The sequence below is a fragment of the Rhizobium sp. CB3090 genome (assembly GCF_029714285.1).
GTDB lineage: Bacteria > Pseudomonadota > Alphaproteobacteria > Rhizobiales > Rhizobiaceae > Rhizobium.
Genome location: NZ_CP121662.1, coordinates 1,105,075 through 1,129,920, shown reverse-complemented (window position 1 = coordinate 1,129,920; position 24,846 = coordinate 1,105,075). Strand labels below are relative to the sequence as shown.

26 protein-coding genes are annotated in these 24,846 nt (G+C 61.1%); 15 read left to right on the top strand and 11 right to left on the bottom strand.

Annotated features, from left to right (window positions below):
- The first annotated feature begins 19 nt into the window (after window positions 1–19).
- The 4 genes from QA646_RS05555 to QA646_RS05540 all read left to right on the top strand — a co-directional run bounded on the left by QA646_RS05555 (window position 20) and on the right by QA646_RS05540 (window position 5,796).
- Window positions 20–1,129, top strand: a complete 1,110-nt coding sequence (locus QA646_RS05555) for an efflux RND transporter periplasmic adaptor subunit (protein ID WP_283058034.1) — start codon at window positions 20–22, stop codon at window positions 1,127–1,129.
- A complete protein-coding gene (locus tag QA646_RS05550; protein ID WP_283058033.1) occupies window positions 1,129–4,287 on the top strand; it encodes an efflux RND transporter permease subunit in 3,159 nt (1,052 codons plus the stop codon). The genes QA646_RS05555 and QA646_RS05550 overlap by 1 nt, the downstream gene beginning before the upstream one ends.
- A 232-nt stretch (window positions 4,288–4,519) precedes the next feature.
- Window positions 4,520–5,158 carry a DedA family protein gene (locus QA646_RS05545; protein ID WP_283058032.1) on the top strand — a complete coding sequence of 213 codons (639 nt, stop codon included), beginning with the start codon at window positions 4,520–4,522 and terminating at the stop codon, window positions 5,156–5,158.
- The gene (locus tag QA646_RS05540; protein ID WP_283058031.1) at window positions 5,155–5,796 is read left to right on the top strand and encodes a methyltransferase domain-containing protein; all 642 of its coding nucleotides are present in this window, start codon (window positions 5,155–5,157) and stop codon (window positions 5,794–5,796) included. Before QA646_RS05545 ends, QA646_RS05540 begins: the two co-directional genes overlap by 4 nt.
- A gap of 24 nt (window positions 5,797–5,820) precedes the next feature.
- Here the strand turns inward: QA646_RS05540 and QA646_RS05535 are convergent, their stop codons facing one another.
- From QA646_RS05535 to QA646_RS05525, 3 genes are all read right to left on the bottom strand, one after another.
- On the bottom strand, window positions 5,821–6,105 hold the full coding sequence (locus QA646_RS05535) for an SOS response-associated peptidase family protein (protein WP_283058030.1): 285 nt from the start codon (window positions 6,103–6,105) through the stop codon (window positions 5,821–5,823).
- Between the two features lie 274 nt (window positions 6,106–6,379).
- Window positions 6,380–7,600 (bottom strand): MFS transporter, encoded by a 1,221-nt coding sequence (locus tag QA646_RS05530; RefSeq protein ID WP_283058029.1) that lies wholly within the window; start codon window positions 7,598–7,600, stop codon window positions 6,380–6,382.
- 144 nt (window positions 7,601–7,744) lie between these two features.
- Window positions 7,745–8,020, bottom strand: a complete 276-nt coding sequence (locus QA646_RS05525) for a cyclophilin-like fold protein (RefSeq protein WP_283058028.1) — start codon at window positions 8,018–8,020, stop codon at window positions 7,745–7,747.
- Window positions 8,021–8,390: 370 nt separating this feature from the next.
- Between QA646_RS05525 and QA646_RS05520 the strand changes: the two genes are divergently transcribed.
- From QA646_RS05520 to QA646_RS05495, 6 genes are all read left to right on the top strand, one after another.
- Entirely contained in the window at window positions 8,391–9,284 is an 894-nt protein-coding gene (locus QA646_RS05520; RefSeq protein WP_283058027.1) for a LysR family transcriptional regulator, read from the top strand.
- 48 nt (window positions 9,285–9,332) lie between these two features.
- Window positions 9,333–9,497, top strand: coding sequence for a hypothetical protein (locus QA646_RS05515; protein WP_283058026.1), 165 nt, complete (start codon window positions 9,333–9,335; stop codon window positions 9,495–9,497).
- 242 nt (window positions 9,498–9,739) lie between these two features.
- Window positions 9,740–10,201 (top strand): (2Fe-2S)-binding protein, encoded by a 462-nt coding sequence (locus tag QA646_RS05510; RefSeq protein WP_283058025.1) that lies wholly within the window; start codon window positions 9,740–9,742, stop codon window positions 10,199–10,201.
- A 5-nt stretch (window positions 10,202–10,206) separates the two neighbouring features.
- Entirely contained in the window at window positions 10,207–12,462 is a 2,256-nt protein-coding gene (locus QA646_RS05505) for a xanthine dehydrogenase family protein molybdopterin-binding subunit (protein ID WP_283058978.1), read from the top strand.
- Between the two features lie 120 nt (window positions 12,463–12,582).
- Window positions 12,583–13,926, top strand: a complete 1,344-nt coding sequence (locus QA646_RS05500) for a cytochrome c (protein ID WP_283058024.1) — start codon at window positions 12,583–12,585, stop codon at window positions 13,924–13,926.
- A gap of 108 nt (window positions 13,927–14,034) precedes the next feature.
- The gene (locus QA646_RS05495) at window positions 14,035–15,051 is read left to right on the top strand and encodes a zinc-dependent alcohol dehydrogenase family protein (protein WP_283058023.1); all 1,017 of its coding nucleotides are present in this window, start codon (window positions 14,035–14,037) and stop codon (window positions 15,049–15,051) included.
- Between the two features lie 266 nt (window positions 15,052–15,317).
- On the opposite strand, the gene QA646_RS05490 is transcribed toward QA646_RS05495, so the two are convergent.
- From QA646_RS05490 to QA646_RS05480, 3 genes are all read right to left on the bottom strand, one after another.
- Window positions 15,318–15,689: a DUF2255 family protein gene (locus tag QA646_RS05490; protein ID WP_283058022.1), complete on the bottom strand. Its 372-nt coding sequence runs from the start codon at window positions 15,687–15,689 to the stop codon at window positions 15,318–15,320.
- A 22-nt stretch (window positions 15,690–15,711) separates the two neighbouring features.
- A complete protein-coding gene (locus QA646_RS05485; protein WP_349254258.1) occupies window positions 15,712–16,395 on the bottom strand; it encodes a carboxymuconolactone decarboxylase family protein in 684 nt (227 codons plus the stop codon).
- 91 nt (window positions 16,396–16,486) lie between these two features.
- Window positions 16,487–17,089 carry a flavodoxin family protein gene (locus QA646_RS05480; RefSeq protein WP_283058019.1) on the bottom strand — a complete coding sequence of 201 codons (603 nt, stop codon included), beginning with the start codon at window positions 17,087–17,089 and terminating at the stop codon, window positions 16,487–16,489.
- A 118-nt stretch (window positions 17,090–17,207) separates the two neighbouring features.
- Between QA646_RS05480 and QA646_RS05475 the strand changes: the two genes are divergently transcribed.
- Entirely contained in the window at window positions 17,208–18,101 is an 894-nt protein-coding gene (locus QA646_RS05475; RefSeq protein ID WP_283058018.1) for a LysR family transcriptional regulator, read from the top strand.
- A gap of 160 nt (window positions 18,102–18,261) precedes the next feature.
- Here the strand turns inward: QA646_RS05475 and QA646_RS05470 are convergent, their stop codons facing one another.
- On the bottom strand, window positions 18,262–18,495 hold the full coding sequence (locus QA646_RS05470) for a tautomerase family protein (protein WP_283058017.1): 234 nt from the start codon (window positions 18,493–18,495) through the stop codon (window positions 18,262–18,264).
- 50 nt (window positions 18,496–18,545) lie between these two features.
- Entirely contained in the window at window positions 18,546–19,745 is a 1,200-nt protein-coding gene (locus tag QA646_RS05465; RefSeq protein ID WP_283058016.1) for an arabinose transporter, read from the bottom strand.
- Between the two features lie 107 nt (window positions 19,746–19,852).
- Here QA646_RS05465 and QA646_RS05460 point away from each other — a divergent pair, with 107 nt between their 5' ends.
- Window positions 19,853–20,746, top strand: a complete 894-nt coding sequence (locus QA646_RS05460; protein ID WP_283058015.1) for a LysR family transcriptional regulator — start codon at window positions 19,853–19,855, stop codon at window positions 20,744–20,746.
- 44 nt (window positions 20,747–20,790) lie between these two features.
- Here QA646_RS05460 and QA646_RS05455 read toward each other — a convergent pair whose 3' ends face one another.
- Together QA646_RS05455 and QA646_RS05450 are read right to left on the bottom strand one after the other, a co-directional pair.
- Entirely contained in the window at window positions 20,791–21,780 is a 990-nt protein-coding gene (locus tag QA646_RS05455; RefSeq protein ID WP_283058014.1) for an aldo/keto reductase, read from the bottom strand.
- A 333-nt stretch (window positions 21,781–22,113) separates the two neighbouring features.
- Complete coding sequence (locus QA646_RS05450) at window positions 22,114–22,512, bottom strand: cupin domain-containing protein (RefSeq protein ID WP_283058013.1); 399 nt, start codon at window positions 22,510–22,512, stop codon at window positions 22,114–22,116.
- 115 nt (window positions 22,513–22,627) lie between these two features.
- Here QA646_RS05450 and QA646_RS05445 point away from each other — a divergent pair, with 115 nt between their 5' ends.
- Together QA646_RS05445 and QA646_RS05440 are read left to right on the top strand one after the other, a co-directional pair.
- Window positions 22,628–23,020, top strand: a complete 393-nt coding sequence (locus tag QA646_RS05445; protein WP_283058012.1) for a hypothetical protein — start codon at window positions 22,628–22,630, stop codon at window positions 23,018–23,020.
- A 53-nt stretch (window positions 23,021–23,073) separates the two neighbouring features.
- The gene (locus tag QA646_RS05440; RefSeq protein ID WP_283058011.1) at window positions 23,074–23,637 is read left to right on the top strand and encodes a hypothetical protein; all 564 of its coding nucleotides are present in this window, start codon (window positions 23,074–23,076) and stop codon (window positions 23,635–23,637) included.
- A 233-nt stretch (window positions 23,638–23,870) separates the two neighbouring features.
- Here the strand turns inward: QA646_RS05440 and QA646_RS05435 are convergent, their stop codons facing one another.
- Complete coding sequence (locus QA646_RS05435; protein WP_283058010.1) at window positions 23,871–24,368, bottom strand: hypothetical protein; 498 nt, start codon at window positions 24,366–24,368, stop codon at window positions 23,871–23,873.
- Here QA646_RS05435 and QA646_RS05430 point away from each other — a divergent pair.
- Window positions 24,367–24,837, top strand: coding sequence for a hypothetical protein (locus QA646_RS05430; RefSeq protein WP_283058009.1), 471 nt, complete (start codon window positions 24,367–24,369; stop codon window positions 24,835–24,837). The genes QA646_RS05435 and QA646_RS05430 overlap by 2 nt on opposite strands.
- Window positions 24,838–24,846 lie beyond the last annotated feature (9 nt).

Sequence of the window (24,846 nt, the reverse complement as noted above, 5' to 3'; positions counted from 1 at the left end):
GGCATAAAAGCCTGCGCCTTTGCCGGCGAACCTCGCAAGGAATGCATCGTTGAAAAAGCCGTCCAGAGCATTCGCCGCCGCACGCATCACGGTGGCGGTTCTACTTCACAGTTGCAATGCCGCAGCCCAGCAGGTCGCCGCGCCTACACCCGCGCTTACTGTCTCTCTGGCAGCGCCAGCGCAGCGGGAGTGGCCGGAGACCGTTCCCGCGAGCGGCTGGCTGAAACCGTGGCAGGAAGCGATCATCGCCTCCGAGACGAGCGGCCTGCGCATCACCGAGGTCCTCGTCGATGTCGGGTCGGTGGTCACCAAGGGGCAGACGCTGGCGCGACTTTCGCAGGACAGCGTGCTGGCCGACATTCGCAAACAGGAGGCGGCCGTCACGACCGCCGAGGCAAACCTGACGAAGGCCAAGACGAATGCGGATCGGGCGCGGCAGCTTCGTTCCTCGGGCGCTCTTTCCGACGAGAAGATTACCGAATATTTCGCCGACGAGCAGACGGCGACGGCAAGCCTGGCCTCCGAGGAAGCAGCGCTCGACAGCGAAAAGATCAAGCTTGCCCAGACGACCATCACCGCCGTCGACGATGGCCTCATAACGTCGCGCTCCGCCAACCTCGGCGCCGTCGTCTCCACCGGCACCGAGCTGTTCCGGATGGTGCGCCAGCAGCGCGTCGAATGGCAGGCGGAAGTATCGGCGCGTTACCTGCCGCGCATTTCGGAAGGCTTGAGCGTTGAAATCAACGGACCGGACGGGCACGCCATTGCGGGCAAGGTAAGGCTTGTCGGTCCCTCGGTCAGCACCGACACCAGCCGGGCGATCGTCTATGTCGCGCTTCCGGCCGACGTGCGTCCGAGGACCGGCCTGTACGTCACAGGCAGCATCGAACTGCAGACCACACCGGCTCTGACCGTCCCCGAGACGGCGATCGTGTTCCGCGATGGCATCAGCTACGTCTTCACCGCCGACGATGACAAGCGGGTGCGACGGGTGCGGGTGGAAACCGGTCGCCGCAACAACGGCGAGGTCGAGATCGTCTCCGGCATTGATCAATCGGCGAAGGTCGTGACGTCGGGTGGTGCCTTTCTGTCGGACAGCGACCTCGTGAAGATTGCGGAGAAAAACTGATGAACTTCTCCGCTTTCTCGATTCGCAATCCTGTCCCGGCGATCCTGCTGTTCATCATGCTTGCCGTCGGCGGGCTGTTGGCCTTCAGGCATCTGCCGATCCAGAATTTTCCGGATATGGACCTGCCGACCATCAGCGTCACCGCCAAGCTCGATGGCGCGGCGCCCACGCAACTCGAGACCGAGGTTGCCCGCACCATCGAGGATAGTCTCGCCTCCCTCAGCTATCTCGACCACATCACCACGACGATCACCGACGGCACCGTCTCGATCAAGGTTTCCTTCAAGCTGGAGAAAGACAGCGAAACAGCTCTCAATGAGGTCCGCAATGCCGTCGACAGCGTCAAGGCCGATCTGCCTTCGCAGATGGAGTCTCCGAGCGTCACCAAGGTCACGGTGCAAAGCTCCGCGCTCGTTACCTACGCCGTCCGCTCGACGGCTCTCAACGAGACCGAGCTTTCCTGGTTTGTCGACAATGATCTGACCAAGGCGCTGTTGTCGGTGCAGGGCGTCGGGCAGGTCAACCGCATCGGCGGGGTCGATCGTGAGGTGCACGTCGACCTCGACCCCGCGACAATGGCCTCGTTTGGAGTCACGGCAGCCACCGTGTCATCGCAGTTGAAAGCCGTCCAGGCGGATACGTCTGGCGGCCTCGGAGAAGTCGGCGGCACCCGCCAAACCCTTCGCACGCTTGGCGCCCTGCCATCAGTCGAGGCGCTGAAGGGGCTGCGTATTCCACTGGCCAATGGCCAACAGGTCCGCCTCGACGACATAGCCTCCGTCACGGACAGCTTCGCGGATCGCTCCTCAATGGCCTATCTCGACGGGAAGCCGGTGATCGCGGTCGAGATCAAACGTTCGAACGGGTTTTCCGATAGCGGCGTCGCGGCCGACGTCGACAGGGCGATGAAAAAGTTCGCAGCCGCCCATTCGAATGTGCAGATCGATGAGGCCTACAGCACGATCGGGCGGATCATGGATAACTACCATGGCTCGATGGACATGCTTTACGAGGGCGCGATCCTGGCGATCGTCGTGGTGTGGTTTTTCCTGCGGGACTGGCGTGCGACGATCCTCTCGGCCGTGGCGCTGCCGCTGTCCGTCATCCCGACCTTCCTCGTCATGTATCTCGCCGGATTCAGTCTGAACATCGTTACGCTGCTGGCACTGTCGCTCGTGGTCGGCATCCTTGTGGACGATGCGATCGTTGAGATCGAGAACATCGCTCGCCACCTGCACATGGGCAAGCGGCCCATCGATGCTGCGATGGAAGCCGCCAACGAAATTGGGCTCGCCGTCATCGCCACCACCTTCACACTGGTCGCCGTGTTCCTGCCGACGGCATTCATGAGTGGCATACCGGGCCTTGTGTTCCGCCAGTTCGGCATCACTGCCGCCGTTGCGGTCCTTGCCTCGCTCGTCGTGGCGCGTCTGCTGACGCCGATGATGGCCGCCTATTTCATGAAGGCCTATCCATCCGAGGAGAAGGACGGGCGCATCATGCGCGCCTATATGGCAATCGCAAAGGCCGCCCTGAACTACAGGAAGACCACGGTTGTCGTGACGGCTGTCGTCGTTGCGCTCTCGCTATCCACCATCCCGCTCCTGAAGTCGGGTTTCCTGCCCGCTTCCGATGACGCGCGAACCCAAGTCACGCTGACCCTGCAGCCCGGTGCCACCATCGAGCAGACCGATGCGATGACCAGAAAAGCGGCCGATATCATCGGCATGCAGAGCAACGTCACGCATGTGTTTTCGTCCGTGGGGACTGCGTCTTCGAACGGCGGTGGACCCAACGTCACCACCACCAGTGATGTGGGCTCCGCAACAATCGTCGTCGTGCTGACGCCGATCGCCGATCGAGACAGCAAGCAGTCGGAAATCGAAAGCAATATCCGGCGAGCGCTTGCCGTTCTTCCAGGAGTGCGTGTGGAGGTCGGCAGTGGCGGTAATGGTACTAAGCTCGATATCACCCTTGCCAGTGACGATGCCAATGCGCTTGACAGCGCCAGCACGGCGCTCGAGGAACAGCTTCGCACGCTGCATGGCATCGGTGCTGTGACATCGACAGCGGCAAGGCAGGCGCCGGAAATCCAGATCAAGCCCGACTTTGCGCGCGCCGCAGCACTCGGGGTAACGTCGAATGCGATCGCCAGCGCCGTGCGGGTGGCGACGAATGGGGAATATTCCTCCGACCTGCCGAAACTCAACCTGCCGCAGCGCCAGGTGCCGATCGTCGTTCGCTTCTCACCGGAGACGCGCACGAATCTCGACGACATCAAGACCATGCGGGTGGCCGGCACTAATGGCAATGTCGATCTCGGTTCGATTGCTGATATCCGCATCGACGGGAGCCCCTCTGAAATCGACCGCATCGACCGGATGCGCAATGTTACGGTCTCGGTCGAACTCAACGGCCGCATTCTGGGCGATGTCAACCGCGAGGCAAAGGCGCTGCCGGCGCTGCAGCGCCTGCCGCCGGGCGTCACCCTCGTGGAACAAGGCGAATTGCAGCGCAGCTCCGAGCTGTTCCAGAGTTTTGCGCTTGCCATGGCGATCGGTGTGTTCTGCATCTATGCCGTCCTCGTCCTGCTCTTCCATGATTTCCTGCAGCCGCTCACGCTTCTGATGGCCCTGCCGCTTTCGCTCGGCGGTGCGCTGGTCCCGCTTGTGGTGACTGGAACCAGCTTCTCGATGCCCGCCGTTATCGGGCTCCTGATGCTGATGGGCGTGGTGACGAAGAACTCCATCCTGCTGATCGAATACGCGATCATGTCTCGTCGGCAGGGCATGTCGCGGTTCGATGCCCTCGTCGATGCTTGCCACAAGCGGGCGCGGCCGATCGTCATGACCACCATCGCCATGGCCTCGGGCATGTTGCCGGCCGCGCTGAGCCTGACTGGTGGCGATTCAAGTTTCCGGCAGCCGATGGCCATCGTGGTGATCGGCGGCGTGATGATGTCGACGCTGCTCAGCCTCATCGTCATCCCGGTCATCTTCACCTTCGTCGACGATCTGGAAATGGCGCTCAAGCGGCTGCTGCGCTGGGTCGGACTGAGCCAGACAACTGCCGGCGACGAGATGCAGCATGCGTCCAACGATCATGAGGCAATCGCATTTAAACCACTCCATTCGAAAAAGGGGCAGGCTCATCGATGATCTGTTTTCGGCAAGTCATTGGCCGGACGTGTCCCGCCAAACAGACGCAATGCTTGGCCGCTCACGCCAACCTCTTCGGTCGCGTTCCACCGCCCCCATCCGGAACGAGACCGCGGGACGTGTACCCCACGCAGGCGGCATGATGCCGCCTGCGCGTCCTGCTCATCCCGTGCTTATGCCCTGGGGCTGATCTACGCCACGCTCCTGCATCTCCGAAGGAGCGCGGTCGCCAATGAATGAAGGTGTGATTGACATGCTCGCATCAGATCCACTCGCTGCCCTCATTCCGATTGTCGCCGCTTACGGAGTCGGGACCCCAATAGTCGCAACGTTCCTGGAACGCCTCATACCGGTGCTCCCTTCCTATGTACTGCTCGTTGTAATTGGGATGGCGGCGGCACACGGAAATTTCTCTCTACCCGCAGCCCTGACGTTGAGCCTAATCGGCAGCCTTCTAGGCTGCTTGTCTTTATATGCAATTGGAAGAGCAGTCGGCGAACGCCGCTGGCGGCGCTTTATCGAAGGGTCGGCGCGCCCACTTGGGATTTCGTCGACAAGATACCTCCGTTGGGAGGATCGATTTCGTTCCAACGAGCATTCGATCGTGTTGATCGCACAGTTGGTCCCGACCGTGCGGCTCATCGCGCCAGGCATATCAGGATTGTTACGTACCGAATTCTGGCGGTTTGTCGGCGCGACCACCTTGGGAGCTGCCCTCTGGAACGGTTTTTTTATCGGAGTGGGATATATCGTCGCGCTCATCGATACAGACATGAACGCATCGGTCGTGGCGCTCAAGACCGCGATCGCACTGATCGTTGCCGAAGGACTCGTCTTCGTGAGCTGGCGTTGGAAGGCAAGGGCACGATGAGCTTCACCTACAACGCCATCGCAGATCACCTTCGCTTCATCCGCGCTTTGATTGCCGATCCGCATCGCATTGCAGCGATTGCGCCCTCGAGCAACGCTCTCGCGCAACTGATAACGTCGGAGATTTCACCATTTAATGGACCCGTGCTGGAATTGGGTCCAGGAACCGGAGTCTTCACGCGAGCTCTGCTTGCGCGTGGTCTGCGGTCGAGCGATTTGACGCTCATCGAACAGGGAGTGGATTTCGCTCGACGCCTACATATTCAGTTTCCCGAGGTGCGCGTCCTCCGGATGGACGCGACGAATATTGCCTCCAGCGATCTGTTTCCGTATGGATCGGTTACCGCCGTCGTCAGTGGTCTACCGCTTCTATCGATGCCGCCCCGCAAGGTGATCAGGGTTCTCGCAGGCGCCTTCGCTTATCTGCAGCATGGCGGCGCCTTCTACCACTTCACATACGGTCTCAAGTGCCCGGTACCCCGTCCCATACTCGATAGGCTGGGTCTGAAGGCCAGGCGTATCGGCGGAACGTTGCGCAATCTGCCTCCGGCCTCAGTCTACAGGATAACGAGACGAGGACCTTTCGAGACAATCCTTCGTACAACTTTGAAAAGCCATCCATGCGGCATCGGGCGATAAGGCTGAATAGCTCCAGTCGCTGCTCTATCTCGTCCACGGTATATTCGCGGAATCGGGTAGCAACTGCCACCAGACACGACTTGCTCGGCTTATAGGATCAATCCGAACGCTCCGTCGGTGAAGAAGCCGTTTCGCTTCCTCCCATGAGGCAGTCATCCATAGTTCGATTTCTTCCTCGTTCCGGAGAACGACCGGCATCGCCTCATGGATTTCGCCAACGATTCTATTTGGTGCCGTCGTCAGGAAAGCGTAGACATCGCAGGTTACTTCCCCTTCCTTGATCTTCCTGACACCGGTCCAGTTCGGCACCCATGCGCCTGCAAATCACAGAAGCGGGCAATCTTCATCGCCGGCAAACCAGGCATTCGGCACCGGCGTGCCCTCGACATGGCTGGTGTAGTCAGGTTCCGGAGGATCACGACAGCAGTCGTTCACCAGGAAGCCGACTAGCAAGGGGCTCCGTCGGCGTTGGCACGATGGATGATGGACAGTTCAACTTCGAAGCGTTGCTTCTGCCCCGTAAGAGCTGTGCCGAAGATGGCGAGCAGGCTTCCATGGCTAGCCCATGCGCGCGTCTATGCTCTCACGATTTTGGCACATTCCTGCTTCCGGTCGCGAACCAACAAACGAAGGCGAGCGTCGCAGCAAGGAGGAGCAGGAGCGCGCTGGTGGCAAACGTGGCCTGGTAGCCGCTCATGTCAAGCAGGTGGCCGCCAACTGTCGCGCCCATGGTGATTGCAAACTGGATGGTGGCGACCATGAGTCCGCCGCCAGCCTCGGCGTCTTCCGGCAGCGTGCGGGACAGCCATGTGCCCCAGCCCACCGGCGCGGGAGTTCCGACCAGACCCCACAAGCAAAGAAGGACGGCGACAGCGGTTGTCGATCCACCAAGGATGGTCAATCCGATTCCGATCGCGGCCAGAACAAGCGGTACGACTGTGACCGTGCCATATAGGCTTCGCACGAGGACGTGTCCGATGAAAGCTGTTCCAACGAGCCCCGCGATACCCACAATGAGCAACAAGAGCGACAAGGTCGAGATGTCGACTTGCGTGACGGTTTCAAGGAAAGGGCGCAGGTAGGTGAACAGCGCGAACTGCCCCATGAACAAGAAAAGGATTGCCGCCATTCCGAGCGCAACCGGTGGCCTTCCAAGCAGGCGGAAAGACGCCGTGGCGGCGGTTCCACCTCCACCGTGCATCCGCGGCAGGGTGACAGCCTGCCAGCAGATTGCCAGCGCCGCCATTGGCACGATGCAGAAAAAGGAACCCCTCCAGCCGATCAGTTCGCCGAGGAAGCTGCCGAGCGGAGCCGCGACGGTCGCGGCGAGCGCGTTCCCGCCGTTCAGGGTCGCAAGCGCCCTGGAAACCGCATCTTCAGGGACGAGCCGCATGACCGTGGCGGTGGACATCGACCAGAAGCCGCCGATCACGACGCCCAGGAGTGCACGGCCCACCATCAGGACCGCGTAGTTCGGCGCAAGTGCGACAACGGCTCCCGAAACCAACATGAGCCCCGTCAGCGAAAGAAGCACGATCTTCCTGTCCAGGCTTCCCAAGATGGAAGCGATGAAGAGGCTTGTCAGCACCGCGAAGATACCCGAAACCGATATGGCCTGGCCTGCCTGCCCTTCGGTGAGATGCAGGTCGGCTGCGATCGGGGTGAGCAGGCTCACCGGCATGAACTCCGATGCGATCAGCACGAACACGCACAGGGACATCGCGAAGACGGCTCCCCAGTTGGCCGGACCCGTCACGATCTCCTCGTCGATCACGTCGGACCGCAGTAGAACTTGTTCTCGCATGTGGTCTCCATACGGCAAGGGCCGAGGCTGCTGTGTTTCAGGGGAAGGACGGGCTCAACCAGTCCAGCCAACCGAGATCGATCACCGTCGTCTGCCGGCAAGGACACATGTGCCGCGTGCATGAAAGATGTCTGGGCGATGCCCTCAAGCAACCTGCTGGGCGCGAAGCGGGAACTTGCCTCTTGTCAAAAGCGGTGCGGCTCCACCGTCCAGTCTGCCGAGACGGACGAGACCGCGCGAGTATCGATAGCCGGCGTGAAAGAAGACCAGATTTCCCCAGGGAGCGTAGTAGCAGAGGTCGCCGACGGACTCGTCAGCAAAAGCCTCGGTCCCCTGCACCGCAAGCTTGCGCGGAAGGTAGGCCATCTTCTCGTTCATAGAGTAGTCTTCGATCATCAAGTCCAGCGGTAGCATGGACATAAGTTCGCGCGCCGCTGCGTTCTCGTACAAGCTGGCTGTAAACGTGTGATCAGAGAAAGAGAATTCGATCCTCATTTTCGCACTTTGGGATTTCCTACTCGATGGCGGGGCGCCTCCTAGCGCGATGACGGGCACGCATCCCGTCAAAGCCGCAGCAATGAGACTTCTCCGAGTTACGCCCGCGCTCATCCTGGCACCTCTTCCGCTTGCGTGACATTGCGGTTTTAACAGAGCGTCGACGATTGGATTAGGCGATTTGCGTCGCATGAAGTTATGAGCTTGGCTCATGAATGACCGTGTGTTCACAATGATTTCAGTGTTCCGTCATCCGCAATCCGCTACAACCGCGCTTCATCGAAGGAGTTCAAGGATGGCACGCGAGAGCGTCAACGACCTGATGGCCTTTCTGGCCGTCGCCCGAGAGAAGAGCTTCACCAGAGCGGCTGCGAAGGTTGGAGTATCGCAGTCCGCGCTGAGTCATATTATTCGGCAGCTCGAGGCGCGGCTCGGCCTCCGTCTTCTCACTCGCACGACGCGGGCGGTCTCCCTTACCGATGCGGGCGAGAAGCTGTTTCAGGGCGTTGGCCCGCTCTTCGACGAAATCGACGCGCAACTCGAGAACTTGACAGCCCTCCGGGACAGGCCAGCGGGGAATATCCGCATCACGGCGTCAGATCACGCGATCCGATGGATGATCTGGCCGAAGCTGAAGAACTTCTTTCCGAACTACCCGGACGTGAAGGTGGAGCTTGTTCGAGAAAACGCACTCTCGGACATCGTAACCGAACGCTTCGACGCCGGCGTCCGAATGGGCGAGCAGGTCGCCAAGGACATGATTTCGGTGCGCATAAGTCCCGACTTCCGATTCGCCGTTGTCGGTGCGCCCTCCTGCTTCGAAAGCAAGGGAATCCCCGAGCATCCGCAGGAGCTCGTCCGACACAACTGCATAAACGAGCGCCTCTCCACCTTGGGCGGGTTCTGGCCGTGGGAATTCGAAGACGGGGGCAAGGAGATGAAAATCCGGGTCGAGGGGCAGCTAGCCTTCAACAACTCCTATCAGGGCGTGGAAGCCGCCTTGGAAGGCCTGGGGCTAGCTTATGTTCCGGAGGACATCGCGCTGCCCCATATAGAAGAGGGTCGGCTTGTGCGGGTGCTTGAAGCATTTTCGCCTTACTGGGACGGCTACCACCTCTACTACCCCAGCAGGCGCCAATCCTCGCCTGCTTTCTCCGCGCTCGTGGACTTCCTGCGTCACCGCACCTGATCGCCACTTCAGGTGCAGCAGTGGGAGGGCGATCCACCTCTCAGAGCCTTGTCAGACAAACCTCACGATCGGGCGCATTGCGTCCATCGCAATGTCAACGTCAATAACAACTTCTACAAGCGGGCAGCCGAGCCGAAGGAGCTCGTCTGGGTCAAGGGCGCGGGCCGTGTCGATCTTTGCGACCGCATGGAGCTGATTCCGTTGACAAGCTGAAAAGCCTCTTCGACCAGCACCCGCGGCTTGACCTCCCGGCATCGGGTAGCGGGACGTTGCCCGACACTCCCTTCTCCGCCGCCGCGGAGGTCCGCGGTGCAGCGAGTGTTTTATGAAACTGGCTCATAACTTCTATCGACAGGAAGCATCTAATCAGAAACGTCAAAAGGGAGGATGCTAGCCGCGTTATGCGCCAGAGCCATCTTCCGACCGGGGGCGGCCTGCGAATTTGAGGAATTGCCATGCAACTTCGCATCAACGATGAGGTCTACGAGGTGGAAGCCGATCCGGACACGCCGCTGCTGTGGGTCATCCGGGACGAACTTGGAATGACAGGAACGAAATACGGTTGCGGCCTCGCCCAGTGCGGCGTCTGCTCCGTACTGGTAAATGGCAAAGTCGTCCGCTCCTGCGTGACGCCGCTCGACAGCGTTGCCGGACAGACGGTCACCACCATCGAGGCGATCGAGCAGGATCCGGTCGGCAAGGCTGTCGTTGCCGCGTGGGTCGATCATCAGGTTCCCCAGTGCGGCTACTGCCAGTCGGGACAGGTCATGGCGGCGACCGCGCTTCTAAAGCAGACGGCTAATCCCACCGACGATGACATCGCTGCGGCGATGGTGAACCTCTGTCGGTGCGGAACATACAACTCCATCAAGGCGGCGGTCCGCGATCTCGCCGGCCGGAAGGAGTCGTCGCTGTGAACGAGATCTATCGCAAGCTCTCCGGCGTGGCCGGACTTTCCGCGGGTGCGCCGGTCAACGTTTCACGCAGACGCTTTCTGTTCGCGTCCGCCGGGGCAACGGCAGGTGCGCTGGTCATCGGGTTCGGACTGCCGATCCGTCCTGCTCGTGCGCAGGGAGCGGCCGCGAAAATCACCCCTGGAACCCGCGTTCCAGCTTTTCTGGAGATCCGTCCGGACAGTACGGCCCGTCTTATGAGTCCCTTCGTCGAAGGCGGCCAGGGGATATTCACGGCGATGGCGCAGATCGTCGGAGAGGACCTTGATCTGGATCCGGCGTCGTTCACGGTCGAGAACGCACCTGCGGGTCCCGACTACCAGATCATCCTGGGCGGCATGCGGATTACGGGCGGCAGCATGTCCGTTCGTCTGAGCTACGATACGATGCGCCATGTCGGCGCCGCTGCGCGTCAGATGCTCCTCCAGGCTTCCGCCACGCGACTGGGCGTTCCTCTCGGTGAGCTGACGACCGAGCCAGGACGGGTCGTCCATGCCGCTTCGGGGAGGTCCCTCGCCTATGGCGAGATCGCGCACGACGCGATGGATCTCCCGATACCGGAGCGCGACAGCGTGACGCTGAAGGACCGAAGCCAGTTTCGTTGGATCGGCAAGCCGGTCAAACGCCTCGACGTCTACGACAAGTCCACCGGGCGGGCCACCTACGCGATCGATTGCAAGGTCGACGGAATGCTTCACGCCGCCGTGCAGCATGCGCCGAGGCTGGGTCAGTCCGTCGGCAACATCCGAAACGAGGATGCGGTCAGGTCCATGAAAGGGGTTCACTCGATCCACCGTCTCCCTGGAGCGGTCGCAGTCGTTGCCGAACGTTGGTGGAACGCCAAACGGGCGGTCGAATCCCTCCAGGTCGAATGGAACGAAGCGAACGGCAAGCCCGTCATCGACGGGACCCGCATCATGCCGATCGACTTCTCGACCGCGGCCTTCGCGGACCGCCTAGCCGAGGAGCCTGGCGACGGCAAGGACGCGGAGAAGGGGGGCGACGTCGTCGGCGCGCTTGCAAACGCGAAGACGGTGGTATCGGCGACCTACCACAGCCAATATCTTCATCACGCTCAGCTCGAGCCACCGTCCGCGCTCGCCAGATTCAACGGCGACGGCAGTCTCGACATCTGGATGCCGAACCAGGCCCCCGAGATGTTCCAGGCGGACATCGCCAAGATCACTGGTCTGGACGCATCCAAGATCAACATCCACAGCCCTCTGCTGGGAGGCTTCTTCGGAAGGCATTTCCTCTATGCGGCGGCAAACCCGTTCCGACAAGCGATCGCGCTCGCACAAGAAACCGGCAGACCGATCAAGCTGATCTGGAGCCGCGAGGAGGAGTTCCTGCGCGACCCCTTGCGGCCGATGGCGGCTGTAAGATTCAGAGGCGGCCTGGACGATAACGGCATGCCGGTCGCATTGGAGGCCGTCAGCGTCTGTGAAGGCCCGACCGAGGGCATTTCGGGCCATAGTGAAAAGATCGACGATACCGCGGTCGAAGGTCTGACGGGCAAGGCCTATGCGATCCCGAACAAGCGCATCGCGCAGGTCCACGTGGAGAACCCGGTCATGCTCGCCTACTGGCGGTCGGTCGGCAATTCGATGAACGACTTCCTGTACGAGTGTTTCCTCGACGAGATGGCCGACAAGGGCGGCAAGGATCCCTATGACCTCCGCTTGCAGCTTCTGAAAGACAACGCGCGGCTGAGCAACCTGCTGAAGGCGGCAGGCGATTTGTCGGGTGGCTGGAAGCGAGGCCCATTCACGGCGGAAGACGGTACCCGGCGCGCGCGCGGCATCGGCATGGCCTCGCCATTCGGCAGCCATACCGCTGCGATCGCCGAAGTCTCTATCCAATCGGGAGAGGTGGTGGTTCACGACGTGTGGGAGGCGATCGATCCCGGCAGCATCGTCAACCCGGCGATCATCGAAGCTCAGATCAACTCCGCGGTGGCGCTGGGCGTCTCGCAGGTTCTTCTCGAAGAGGCGGTCTACCAGAAAGGCGAGCCGGTTGCACATAACTATGATCTCTATCCCATCCTGCCGCCGGCTCGCATGCCGCGTGTACACACCCGGATCATCGAGAGCGGGGAAAAGATGGGAGGGATCGGCGAACCCGGCCTGCCCGCGGTGCCCCCGGCGGTCGCGAACGCCGTCTCGACGCTGACCGGTCAGCGCGTCCGCAGCATGCCGCTCTCCCGCTATACCTTTCAAAGCTAACGCAACGTCGTCGGCGCGGCATTCAAGCTTTGGCCGACGACGTACGCGAGCAATGCCCCGACGGCATCGACGCTGGTCGTGGCGCCTGCCTAGCCAGCCCTTGCAGAGGATGGACTGTTCTTGAAGAGATTCCTTCTCGTTCTTCTTGCCATCGTGATCGTGGTCGGAGGTGGTTTGACATGGTTCGTCAACCGCTCGCCCTCATCGCCCTTCGATACGGCCGCAGCATCGATCCCGGCTTCGGCCGACCTCGTCCAACGCGGCGAGATGGTAGCCCGGCAAGCGGACTGTGTCGCATGCCATAGCACGCCGGACAGCAAGCCGTTCGTCGGTGGTCTCGAAATGGGAACGCCGCTCGGCTCGATCTTCGCGACAAACATAACCCCGGACAGGGAGACCGGTATCGGCAACTACAGCCTCGCCGACTTCGACCGCGCCGTTCGCCATGGGGTGACGCCGGGCGGGCGTCGGCTGTATCCGGCTATGCCCTATCCATCCTATGTGAAGATGACGGATGACGACGTTCAGGCGCTTTACGCGTTCTTCATGAACGGCGTTCGACCCGCAAACCAGGCGAACCGGCCGAGCGGGATCGGCTGGCCTCTGAACATGCGCTGGCCGCTGGCGCTGTGGAACGCCGTCTTCGTCGACGCCAACACCTACGTGTCGAAGCCGCAGCAGGACGAGCAGTGGAACCGCGGCGCCTATCTCGTCCAAGGAGCCGGCCATTGCGGTGCCTGCCATACGCCACGAAGCGTCGCCATGAACGAAAAGGCGTCCGACGAAACGAGCTCGCTGTTCCTGTCCGGCGCTCTACTGGATGGCTGGTACGCGCCGAGCCTCCGTCAGGATCACAACACCGGCCTCGGCCGCTGGAGCGAGGAGGACATCTTCCAATTCCTCAAGAATGGCAGGAATCAGCATGCCGTCGTCTTCGGATCGATGACGGAGGCGTATAATAATTCCACACAGTTCATGACCGACGACGACTTGAGAGCCATCAGTCATTACCTGAAGTCACTTCCCGGCGACCCCGCCCGCGACAGCAGTCCCTGGAGCGACACGACGGCGACTTCGATCTCGGCCGCCGGTTCGAACCGGACGCCTGGAGCTCAGACATATGCGGCGCGCTGCAGCTTTTGTCACGGCCCCGACGGAAAGGGGCAGAATCAATGGATCCCGCCGCTCGCGGGCGCCGCCTCCTCGCTGATCGGGCATACCGACTCGCAGGTGAACGTGACGCTCAATGGATCGAGCCGCGTTGTCACAGCCGGCGTGCCGGACGCATATCGCATGCCGCCGTTCCGCGAGCAGTTGTCGGACCAGCAGATCGCCGACGTGCTGACCTATGTCCGGTCCACCTGGGGCAACCGCGGCAGCGCCGTGCGGGCAGAGGACGTCAAGGCATTGAGGGAGCACACAGACCCGGCGACCAGCAACCCGATCATCTTGCAGATGCGCTGATCCCTCCTCCCGCGTCACCTGCAATGTTATGCCGGCGCAAAGCGCTTCCCTCGTCGGCTATTTCGACCGCTTCCCATGGAAGCCGCGCAGCCAAGAAAGGAACAAACAATGCTTGCCACCATGCTCTATGCGCCCGGCGACGTCCGATGCGAAGAAGTTGCCGAACCCAAGATACTCAAACCGACCGACGCGATTATCCGTCTCTCGGCATCCTGCATATGCGGGTCCGATCTTTGGCCGTTCCGCGGAGCGAACGAAGTCACCGCTCCCATGGCCATGGGCCATGAGTATTGCGGCGTCGTCGTGGAGGTCGGCAGTGCCGTCACCACGGTCAAGCCCGGCCAGTTCGTCGTCGGCTCCTTCTGCATATCGGACAACACCTGCCCGCACTGCAAGTTCGGGTTCCAGTCGTCTTGCGAGCAGCGGGAATTCATGAGCGGTGCCCAGGCCCCGCTGGCGCGTGTGCCGCTGGCAGACGGCACGCTCGTCGCAACCGCAGAAATGCCGGCTGACGATCTGATCCCGAGTCTTCTCGCAGTTTCGGACGTCCTTGGAACCGGCTGGTACGCGGCCGACGCGGCCGGCGTGCAGGAAGGTTCGACCGCCATCGTCGTCGGCGATGGCGCCGTTGGCCTGATGGGCGTCCTGTCCGCCAAGCAGATGGGGGCATCGCGCATCATCGCCATGAGTCGTCACAAGACCCGTCAGGACCTTGCGCTCGAGTTCGGTGCGACCGACATTGTCTCCGAACGTGGCGAAGAAGGGATAGCCCGTATCAAGCAACTGACTAACGGGGTCGGAGCGGAATCGGTCCTCGAATGCGTCGGCACTCAGGAATCCATGTCACAGGCGATCAACTGCGCGCGCCCCGGCGGCAAGATCGGCTTTGTCGGCGTTCCCCATGGCGTCACCTTCGACGGACAGAATCTCTTCTTCCAACAGAAGAGCCTGCTCGGCGGTCCGGCGCCGGTCCGCCGCTATCTGCCCTATCTGATGGATCTTGTGCTTGAACGGAAGATCAATCCTGGCAAGGTCTTCGACCTCGAACTGCCGCTGTCCGACGTAGCCGAAGGATATCGCGCCATGGACGAGCGCCGCGCCATCAAGACGTTGCTGAGAGTCTAAATCCGCCATCGGCGAGGTCGCTGCTGTTGCAGCGACTTCAGCGACCTCGTCATCGCACTTCTTTCGCTGGCCTGGTGCCCCCGACCGTCTTGGCGCCGGAAGGCGTCGCCAACAGCGCGCTTCGCCAATATGATTGCCGATGAATGTTAGCTTGGCTTTACCATTTCGGAGATCTCGAATGCGACGGACGAAGTAGGGTTCTGCGTGACCGGTGCGGCCTTGAGCGCGATCCAACGTGAACTTCGCGGCATTGGCGAACGAAGCACCTAGTCCCTGGGGCTTATCATGACCGTGGCGGCACGTGCACGCCCGCTTATCATGGATTTCAGATACGGGCTGGAAGAATATTTCACGCGATAGGCATCATCGATGCGATCGTTGACATCGCCTTCCACGGGTCGGAACGACACCTCTTTCGTCATTCCGGCGACACTGATGCGGCCAGCCTGCTGCTTGATCGCCGACTGGTACCAGCGCGAGTTTTGCCCGTTGTACGCGCGGACGTACAAGCCGCCATCCACGACCACCGACCATATCCAGGTCGGCGTACCATAGGTTCTGCCATCCCCGCGCAACGGCGAGATATGCAGATCATCGGCCTTCGCGACACTTTGAAGTTCCTGCTGTTGCCAAGTCATAGGAGAAACCTTCCTGTGTGATCTAGCCGGCCGAACCAGCGCGTTTTCTCCGGTCCGCGAAGACATCCTTCACAACCGGCATTGCCGAAAAGGCGCTGGGCCAGCCGGAGTAGTAGGCGATCTGGACGAGCATCTCGGACGCCTGCGCTTGGGTCAGTCCATTGTCCATCGCACGGTTGAGGTGGTATGTGATCTGCGCCTGCTGTCCGGACGCCACAAGTGCCGACACGGTGATCAGGCTGCGGTCTCGCGCCGTCAGCCCCGGCCGGAGCCATAGGTCCCGGAACACCACCTCTCTCGTGTAGTCGACGAGCCCCTGTGAAACCTCGCCGAAATTCTCTTGCACGGTAGCGGCCCGCAGCGCCTCTGATTCCTCGTCGATCGGAAGGTGTTCCACGGGCTCCTCGGGGAGCTGGTCCGGTCCGATCCCGCGGGCGGAATAGATTCCCTTCAGAACCTCGACGGCGAAAAATGCGCTCGACCATCCGCTGTAGAAGGCGAGATGCGTGATGATCTCGGATAGTTCCGTGGGCGTGACGCCGTTGTCGAGCGCTACGTTGAAGTAGTGGGGCATCCCAATCGTTTGTGCGCGGGCGATAAGAGCGGCGAGCGTGACGATGCTGCGGTCACGCGCGGAAAGGTGCGGCCTGCTCCAGAGGTCGCCGGCGATGATCTTCTGCGTGTAGTCGGCCAAGGCAGGTGACACAGATCGTACTTCTTCCATTGTCAGTGCGCGAGACGCGGGGTGCGGGTTCGACATTGTTCTCTCCGATTGAGCTGGGTCTTCTACTTCACCTTCAGATGGACAAGAATTGCCCAGGGGCATCCACTACACGTTTGTTGAATCTGCCGGCGATCTCGGCCACCCTTTGGCCTAGGTAGGCAGCCGTCCGCAAATCGCTCGCGCCAGGCGTGGCGTCGGGGCTTTCGTCCGTGTTGGACTGCGCCATGGCGCCGAGCCAGACTCCATGTCGGTTCAGGTCCTCGACAGTGCCTTTGCTGCTGCTGTTGCCCGGCATGAGATCCAGCCCCACCCAGATCATTCCATGCTGTGCCGCGAACAGGGACATCGAGATCAGCGAGTTCAGCTTGTCGCCATGCTGAGCACCGGAATTGGTGAAGCCGGCAGCGATCTTGTTACGCCACTTCTGTTGCGACCATGCCGCCTTGGTGGAGTCCTCCATGAACTGCTTGAATCTGGCGCTCACCAGCCCGTTATACGTCGGCGACCCGAAGATGATCGCGTCGCTGGCCTCCAGCGTCTCCCACGGGATAGAGCTATCGGCAACGGCGATCAGGCTCGTTTCGACGTCCTTGACCTCCGCTATTCCTTCAGCCACCGCCTGGGCCTGCCTGGCGGTGTGGCCGAAACCGCTGTCGTAGACAATCGATACCTTCATCTGTCTCGCTTTCCATAAGTTGAACGGCGCTGCGCCGCTTGCTCAGGAAAATATGGACGCAACTAATTATTTCGATTAGACGGTAATATGAGATTGAACTTATATCGGAGATCAATAAATGAAACGGGAAGAACTCGGAGATCTGATGGCCTTCCTTGTGGTCTCCGAGGAGAAGAGCTTCACGAAGGCAGCCGCGAGGCTAGGCACGTCGCAGTCTTCGCTCAGCCTTATCATCAAGCGGCTGGAAGCGAGGCTAGGCCTGCGCCTGCTGACGCGCACGACGCGAAGCCTCTCTCCAACGGCGGCGGGCGAACAACTGCTTTCCACCCTGGGCCCTGCGCTCGGGACCATCGAGGCCCAGTTGTCAGCGCTTAGCGAGTTCAGAGACAAACCGGCGGGAAGCTTCCGGATCACGGCGGGCCAGCACGCGATCGACACGATCCTCTGGCCAAAGCTCTCCAAGTTTCTCGCAGATTTTCCCGACATAAGAGTCGAGCTGGTCGCCGAGTCGGCACTGACGGACATCGTGGCGGAGCGCTGCGACGCCGGAGTTCGTCTGGGGGACCAGGTTCAGAAGGATATGATCGCTGTCCGCATCGGACCCTTGGCACGAATGATCGTCGTGGCGGCGCCGTCCTGCCTCAGCGACCGGCCACCGCCAAGGACGCCGCAGGAGCTGGCCACGCACCGCTGCATCAACATGCGCCTGCCGAGCTACGGCGGCTTCTACGCCTGGGAATTCGAGCGCGACGGCCATGATTTTCGGGTCCGGGTGGATGGCCAGGTGGCGTTCAACGGCGTGCCGCAGCTTGTGAGAGCGGCTCTCGACGGATTTGGTCTCGCTTATGTCCACGAAGACGTCGTTCGGGAATATCTGGACGACGGACGGCTCGTCCAGGTGCTAGCCGAATGGTCGCCGCCGTTTCCTGGTTATCATCTGTACTATCCGTCTCGCCGACACCCCTCGCCCGCCTTCACGCTCCTGGTGGAGGCGCTGAGGTACAAGGCGTGAAGACGAGGCTTTTGCGCGATCAACTGCCAGCGGCGACTACAACCCCAAGCTCCTCGCGGCCTTGGTCTCCATTTTCGAAGGTGCCCCAGCCGTGATGAGCGGATGCCGGGAGGCGACGAGCGCCTTCTCCCTTTGCTGCTTGATTGCGTGGATGTTCAACTCAGTCGACGGATGCGTAGCCGGGTCTCTTGTATAGCGACTCCTTGCGGCCTTTGATCTCCGGAACAAAGACGTCGAATTCCCATCGCCCGGCCGGGACGTCCTCGATCGCCACCGATATCGATCCTTCGTCACTGCCGAGCACGGCCATCACCACGCCCGCCATCTTTTCGGCAAGCTGTTTCTTCTGCTCCTCGGAGCGGCCTTCCATCATTTTCACGAGGACGTGCGGCATGTTTTTCTCCTTTCCTCTGGCGCGCGAACGAAACGCTCTCGCGCGAAGAGCTATTGTCGCGTGGTCGCCACCGTCCGCTTCTTGAGCCAGGCGGCGACAGGGCAGGCGCAGGCGACCACGATCGCCGAAGCGAGAAACACGCTCCGCGTCCCCGCCCCTCCCGCCAGCAGGCCGAGCAGAGGACTTGCGAAACCGAGCGCAAGATCGAGGAACGCGGTATAGGTTCCCATCGCCAGGCCGTTGCTCTTTGCAGGTGCTCGCCGGATCGCTTCGACGCCCAGGCCCGGATAGACAAGCGAGTAGCCGAAGCCGGTGAGAGCCGCGCCAAGAACAGCGAGGAGCTCCCACGGCGAATACCAGATAACGGCCAACCCAAGCGCCTCGAGGACAAGGCAGGCGAGCGCGACAGTGGCGCCGCCCAACCGGTCGGCCAGGTGGCCGCAGAAAACACGTGCGCAGATGAAGGACACCGCGAAGACGGTGACACCGATCCATACGGGCGTCCAGCCGCGCTCGGCGAAGAGCAGCGAGGCGAAGGTCATCATCGCTCCAAAGCCGAGGCTCGCCATCGCCAGACCTACGCCCGGCACCCAGATGGCGCCGAGCACGGCCCGGATCGCAGCAGGTTCCCTATGCGGTGACGCGACGGCCTTCATCGGCACGACGACCGACAGTGTCAAGGCGGGAACAAGGATGGTCGCCAACGCAACGGACACAAAGCCGAAGGCGTCGTAGAGCGATCCGCCGATCGGCGCACCGACTGCGAACGCCGCGTACATCGCGGTTCCGATCCAGGCGATAACCTTTCCCGTATTGGCAGGGCTGCCGAGCACGAGGCCCCAGCCGACGGCCCCAGTGATGATGAAGCTCTCCGCACCGCCCAGAACGGCGCGCCCGGCAACCAGGATCGAGACGGAGGCGACCGGCGTGCTTTCGAACTCCAGCGACACCAGGTACAGGAGGCCGGCGACCGAGGCGCCGACCAGCCCGCAGACGACCGCGAGCTTTCCGCCTCTGTTGTCGGCGAAGTGGCCGGCCCAGACGCGGGAGACGAGCGATGCCGCGAACTGCGCTCCCGCGACAACGCCGACGGCAAATCCTCCCAATCCCAGCCCGTCGTGGACGTGCATCGGTAGGACCGGCAGCGCCAATCCTATGACAAGGAAGGCGACGAACACCGCCGTCATGATCGGAAGAAGCGGGATCGCCAGGCGCGACGTCTCCGATTCCTGCATCGGAACTTCGGTCATCCGAAATCTCCACTGGGGTCTGAAGTGTTGATGTTCGACTTGTAGACGTTCACGGCTTATATGATAATACGATGAAACTTGCTAAGACTTATGAGGTCGATTTATAAATGCTCCGCGACAACGTGAACGATCTGCTGTTCTTCCTGGTCGTCGCGCGCGAGCGCAGCTTCACAAGGGCCGCGTCGCAGCTCGGCGTCTCACAATCCGCCCTTAGCCATACCGTCAAGCAACTCGAGGACCGGATGGGCGTCCGCCTTCTGACGAGGACGACGCGCAACGTCAGTCCGACGCCCGCCGGCGAACGCCTTCTCGCCAACCTCGCGCCAAAGTTCCTGGAGATCGAACAGGAACTGGCCGCGGTGACGGAAATGGGTGAAAAGCCGGCTGGGACGGTCAAGCTCACCGCCGTCGACTATGCCGTCGACCGGTTCGTCTGGCCGAAGCTAGCGAAGGTAATGAAGGAGTACCCTGACATCAATGTCGAAATCTCCGTCGACTACGGCCTGACGGACATTGTCGCGGAGCGCTACGACGCCGGAATCCGTCTGGGGCAGACGGTCGCCCAGGGCATGGTGGCGGTCCGCATCGCACCCGATCTGGCCTTTGCCGTCGTCGGCTCCTCGTCGTACTTCGCCGAGCGGAAAGAGCCGAAGGTTCCGCAGGAGCTTACCGCCCACAAGTGCATCAATCTCCGTCTGCCGACGCACGGCGGCAACTATGTCTGGGAGTTCGAGAAGGACAACGAGGAAATCCGCGTCCGCGTCGAGGGTCAGATGACCTTCAACGGCATCAACCAGATCCTGAACGCCTGCCTCGACGGGTATGGTCTCGGCTACATGCCCGAGGCACTCGCACAGTCATATGTCGACGAAGGACGGCTCATCAGAGTGCTCAAGGATTGGACGCCGCCGTGGACCGGTTACCACCTTTATTATCCGAGCCGGAAGCCGCCTTCGCTGGCCTTTTCGATCGTCTTGGATGCACTGCGCCATCGAGATTGATGGGTTGCCCAGCAGCCCCAGCGCAGCAGACTTGTAGAGTCTGCTCAGAGACCCGATCGTCGCATCACCTCTTCAGGATAGCGTTCTCCTTCAATCCTGATCGCTTCCGCTCCGTCGCGCAACGCCCTAAGATCGTCGTCCGACAGTTCGACCGCTAGCGCCCCGACGTTCTCCTTGAAGCGCTCCACGGAGCGGGTGCCGAAGAGCGGGACGATCCATGGCTTCTGAGCCAGAAGCCATGCGAGGGCCACCTGCGCGGGCGTCGCGCCAATGCGGTCTCCGACTGAGCGGATCAGTTCGACCAGCTTCTGGTTCGCCTGGCGGTTTTCTTCGGTGAAACGGGGGATCTGTGCGCGGAAGTCGTTCGACGCGAACGACGTGGAACCGTCGATCTTTCCCGTCAGGAAGCCCTTGCCCAGCGGGCTGAACGGAACGAGGCCGATGCCCAGCTCCTCAAGCGTCGGGATGATCTCCCGTTCCGGATCACGTGTCCACAGGGAGTATTCGCTTTGGAGGGCCGCGACGGGGTGGACGGCATGCGCGCGCCGGATCGACCGGACGCCCGCCTCCGACAGACCAAAATAGCGGACCTTGCCTTCGCCGATCAGCTCCTTCACCGTTCCGGCGACGTCCTCCATGGGAACGTCGGGATCGACGCGGTGCTGATAGAGCAGATCGATGTAGTCGGTGCCGAGCCGCTTCAAGCTGCCTTCGACAGCGCTTCGGATCTGGGTCGGTTTGCTGTTGACGCCGCCCAGATGCTCGCCGGTCTTCTGATCGATGTTCCAGCCAAATTTCGTAGCGATTTTCACTTCGTCGCGGACCCCGGCGAATGCCTCCCCGACCATCTCCTCATTTGTCCAGGGGCCGTAGACTTCCGCAGTGTCGAAAAAATCCATCCCAGCATCCACTGCGCTCCGCAGAACGCCGATCATCTGCTTGCGGTCCGGAATGTCGCGGGACTTGCCGTATCCCATGGCGCCAAGCGACAGCGCCGAAACCTCAAGGCCCTGACCAAGTTTACGCGTCTGCATATTCGTCTCCTCGCGAGGTTGTCGAAAATCGTTCATCGCTCTCCGACGTCGCAACGAATCTAGCGCGAGTCTTCCGGCAAATTAGATGTACCGGCATGATTGGAATTATGAGTCCTGCTCATAAGCGCTGGCGGTTGGGCTCACTTCGATGACAGGTGGTCTGCGAAGCTTCGTTAGGCTCAAGCGGCCTGTAGATTTCGTCGTAGTGGCGACGAAGGGCGCCGCGCGCGATTCCCGCCGCCGGCTTCGTTCCGGCGGTCCATGAGCTGACGGCCGTCGACCGAGCTCGTCATGTGGCAGACAACGCGCGGACGAATGGCCAGCTCCTCGTCCTCATTGGCCGGAGTATTGTTCGTCGGTAACATGCTCCATCCAGTCGACAACCTTGCCGTTGAGGTTCTCCTGAATGGCGATGTGGGTCATCGCTGTCGTTGGCGAAGCACCATGCCAATGCTTCTCACCCGGCTCGAACCAGACCACGTCGCCCGGACGGATCTCCTCGATCGGGCCATCCTCGCGCTGGACAAGCCCGAAGCCAGCCGTGACTATCAGCGTCTGCCCAAGCGGATGGGTGTGCCATGCAGTGCGCGCCCCCGGTTCGAATGTCACCGCCCCGGCTGCGCCACGGCGGGCCTCATTCGTGGCGAACAGCGGGTCGATGCGTACTGTGCCAGTGAACCAGTCGGCAGGACCCTTGCCGGAGGACTGAGTGCCATTCTTGTCGATCTTCATCGTAAAGCTCCTTTACTGGACGGGCAGGGCTGCCCGTTCTCGGAGCCTATGTAGCACCATGACTTCTGAAGATTAGGTGCCTCGTCGCGCTAGCAATTATGGGTGCAGCTCATAAATGAAATCGGCAGCACTTTTCCGCAATAATTGCCGCACGCCGAACCAGCGGTTGCTTGCATGCCATCGAACGTCATCACGCTCGGTAGGAGGACGTGACCGGGCTATCCGCGTGATCGGCCCAATTATTCGGATCGCGTGGTCAGGAGGATCGGCTATCGTCAGGACCGCCGCTCGTCAAAAAGCTCCGCGCACTGCCCTTCTCTCCGCGTTCGGAAAAAGAGACGGTGAAAACACCATCGTTGTCAAAAACATGCTGAGGGCCGTCTTTCTTTGCCGCCGCGAAAAGGAGCCGGACATCGTTCAATACCTCACGCATCTTCCATCTGTTGTCGCGATCCATCACCAGCTCCTGCGCCTAGCGAATCCTTATACTCATTTGTTTACCATTTGATAACCATAACCGGCGTCAAATTCACGGATTCAACCGCGAGAGGGATTCGCGGAATGGCGAACTTCATACTACTGGATACCAGCGTCCTCAGCGAAGCCCGGCGCACGGAGCCGGACGAAGACGTCATTTTCTTTCTCGATCAGATACCACCGGCATCGATCGCCGTTCCTCCAACCGCGATTTTTGAGCTTGAACGCGGCGCCCTAAATCTTTCGAGAACTGATCCAGTCAGGGGCGCCAAATTATCGAAATGGCTGGACGAGCTCCTGAAGACCGACATCTGGATTCCTCCGGTGGATTCGGAAGTGAAACGGCTCCTGGCCAGCATGGCCACGGTTCCTGAGTTTGCGCGCTTCTGGCGCAGTCATGGAGACCCTCCGAGACTGGAATTTGGCTGCGATCCTGAGATAGCGGCCGTTGCCATCGTCTATGGCATGCCACTCGCCACCCAAGACGTCGGGGACTACCTCAAGATTAGCAGCCGCTTTCGCCTTCCCGGCCTCTATTGCCCAAGGGACGGCGTCTGGCATGTAAGGCCGGACAACCGATGGCGCATCCCGGAGGAACTCAGTTCATCCGGCCTGGATTGGCGTCGGATGATCGCCCCGGCCGGCTAGGCGGCGTCAATCCTCATTGGAGTGCCGAGAGGAACTGGCGGAGAATGACAAACCCCGACTACGACGACAACGGGTAATCCGTGACGAAAGACGAGGCAGCCCCGACCTTTGAATAAAATAACCGTCGTCGCGGATCCCATGCCAACCAAGGACTCGTGAGACCGATCGGACGTGGCCCCAATTGTTGACAAAGCCTCAATACGTCGCGCGAAATTTTACTAAAAATCTAGCAATCAGATTGCATAACAAGTCACATTTCCCCACATCTGAAAAAGCGCATGCCAATTACGCCTGTTCACTGGAATATTTTTCTTGACAGTCCGCACAAGATCTGCGCCATATTGCGCCACCGTTCCGAACGGAGCGGCAACGAAACGAGACATATAGTCATGAAGTCGAAGGTACCAGCATACGGCCAACAAGGTGGTCGGCAAGCGTCGTAAAGCGCCGTGGTATCTGCCGCGGCACAATACGATGCCGCCGGCACTCCTCGAGAATGTTCCCGTAATCCCGGAATTGAGGAAGTAGACATGACGAACAAGGCTCTCCACTTCATCCATCTCCAACAACGCTTCCAAGCGTTCCCGACGGCAGCCTAGCCCGTCCGGAGGTCTTCTTCCGTTCGGTCCGCGCCGTCGTCGATCGTTCTCGAAGCCGATGCAACTTTGGTTCCCGGTCGTGCAGTCGTGCGTCGACGCCGCCGGAACCGCCAAGTGGATGGTGATTGACATGAATACGGTTCCCGAAACCAAACAGTTCCTCAGGAAGCGCGCGCTTGATCGCGTGGACGCTCTCATCGAGACGGGTCTGCCCCTCTCCAGCGTGCCGTCGAACGATGCCGAGGCTTTGGACCTCGAATATCGCGACGAAATCAACCTGTGGCTCGAGCGTCAGCGCGGCCGCTACTTCACGCGTGAGGAAACGACCCTGCAGTGCGTCGTCGCGTTGCGTTATGCCGACCTCACTCGCCCCACCGTCCGCGAGCTCTGGCAGTACCTTCAGACGCTCATCTTGAAGGATGCGCGCATGATGCCTGGCCGCCGTCCGATGCGCCTGCCCTCCTACAGCACGTTCCGTGCCCGCGTCGCGGATCTGCCGCGCGGATTCGTGTGGAAGGCGCGCATGGGGGTCGATGACGGCCGTCCTTCGGTGACAGCGCTCGTCTCGCGCTTCGACGCTATCGTTTCGAACCAGTCGTAGGGGGCTGTG

Excerpts from the sequence above, each read along its gene's own strand:
- QA646_RS05460 (WP_283058015.1), top strand. The coding sequence starts at position 19,853 with ATGCTCCGCGACAACGTGAACGATCTGCTGTTCTTCCTGGTCGTCGCG.
- QA646_RS05470 (WP_283058017.1), bottom strand. The coding sequence starts at position 18,495 with ATGCCGCACGTCCTCGTGAAAATGATGGAAGGCCGCTCCGAGGAGCAG.
- QA646_RS05540 (WP_283058031.1), top strand. The coding sequence starts at position 5,155 with ATGAGCTTCACCTACAACGCCATCGCAGATCACCTTCGCTTCATCCGC.
- QA646_RS05430 (WP_283058009.1), top strand. The coding sequence starts at position 24,367 with ATGAATACGGTTCCCGAAACCAAACAGTTCCTCAGGAAGCGCGCGCTT.
- QA646_RS05445 (WP_283058012.1), top strand. The coding sequence starts at position 22,628 with ATGAAATCGGCAGCACTTTTCCGCAATAATTGCCGCACGCCGAACCAG.
- QA646_RS05480 (WP_283058019.1), bottom strand. The coding sequence starts at position 17,089 with ATGAAGGTATCGATTGTCTACGACAGCGGTTTCGGCCACACCGCCAGG.
- QA646_RS05475 (WP_283058018.1), top strand. The coding sequence starts at position 17,208 with ATGAAACGGGAAGAACTCGGAGATCTGATGGCCTTCCTTGTGGTCTCC.
- QA646_RS05435 (WP_283058010.1), bottom strand. The coding sequence starts at position 24,368 with ATGTCAATCACCATCCACTTGGCGGTTCCGGCGGCGTCGACGCACGAC.
- QA646_RS05550 (WP_283058033.1), top strand. The coding sequence starts at position 1,129 with ATGAACTTCTCCGCTTTCTCGATTCGCAATCCTGTCCCGGCGATCCTG.
- QA646_RS05530 (WP_283058029.1), bottom strand. The coding sequence starts at position 7,600 with ATGCGAGAACAAGTTCTACTGCGGTCCGACGTGATCGACGAGGAGATC.
- QA646_RS05440 (WP_283058011.1), top strand. The coding sequence starts at position 23,074 with ATGGCGAACTTCATACTACTGGATACCAGCGTCCTCAGCGAAGCCCGG.
- QA646_RS05465 (WP_283058016.1), bottom strand. The coding sequence starts at position 19,745 with ATGACCGAAGTTCCGATGCAGGAATCGGAGACGTCGCGCCTGGCGATC.
- QA646_RS05520 (WP_283058027.1), top strand. The coding sequence starts at position 8,391 with ATGGCACGCGAGAGCGTCAACGACCTGATGGCCTTTCTGGCCGTCGCC.
- QA646_RS05450 (WP_283058013.1), bottom strand. The coding sequence starts at position 22,512 with ATGAAGATCGACAAGAATGGCACTCAGTCCTCCGGCAAGGGTCCTGCC.
- QA646_RS05525 (WP_283058028.1), bottom strand. The coding sequence starts at position 8,020 with ATGTCCATGCTACCGCTGGACTTGATGATCGAAGACTACTCTATGAAC.
- QA646_RS05545 (WP_283058032.1), top strand. The coding sequence starts at position 4,520 with ATGAATGAAGGTGTGATTGACATGCTCGCATCAGATCCACTCGCTGCC.
- QA646_RS05455 (WP_283058014.1), bottom strand. The coding sequence starts at position 21,780 with ATGCAGACGCGTAAACTTGGTCAGGGCCTTGAGGTTTCGGCGCTGTCG.
- QA646_RS05490 (WP_283058022.1), bottom strand. The coding sequence starts at position 15,689 with ATGACTTGGCAACAGCAGGAACTTCAAAGTGTCGCGAAGGCCGATGAT.
- QA646_RS05495 (WP_283058023.1), top strand. The coding sequence starts at position 14,035 with ATGCTTGCCACCATGCTCTATGCGCCCGGCGACGTCCGATGCGAAGAA.
- QA646_RS05510 (WP_283058025.1), top strand. The coding sequence starts at position 9,740 with ATGCAACTTCGCATCAACGATGAGGTCTACGAGGTGGAAGCCGATCCG.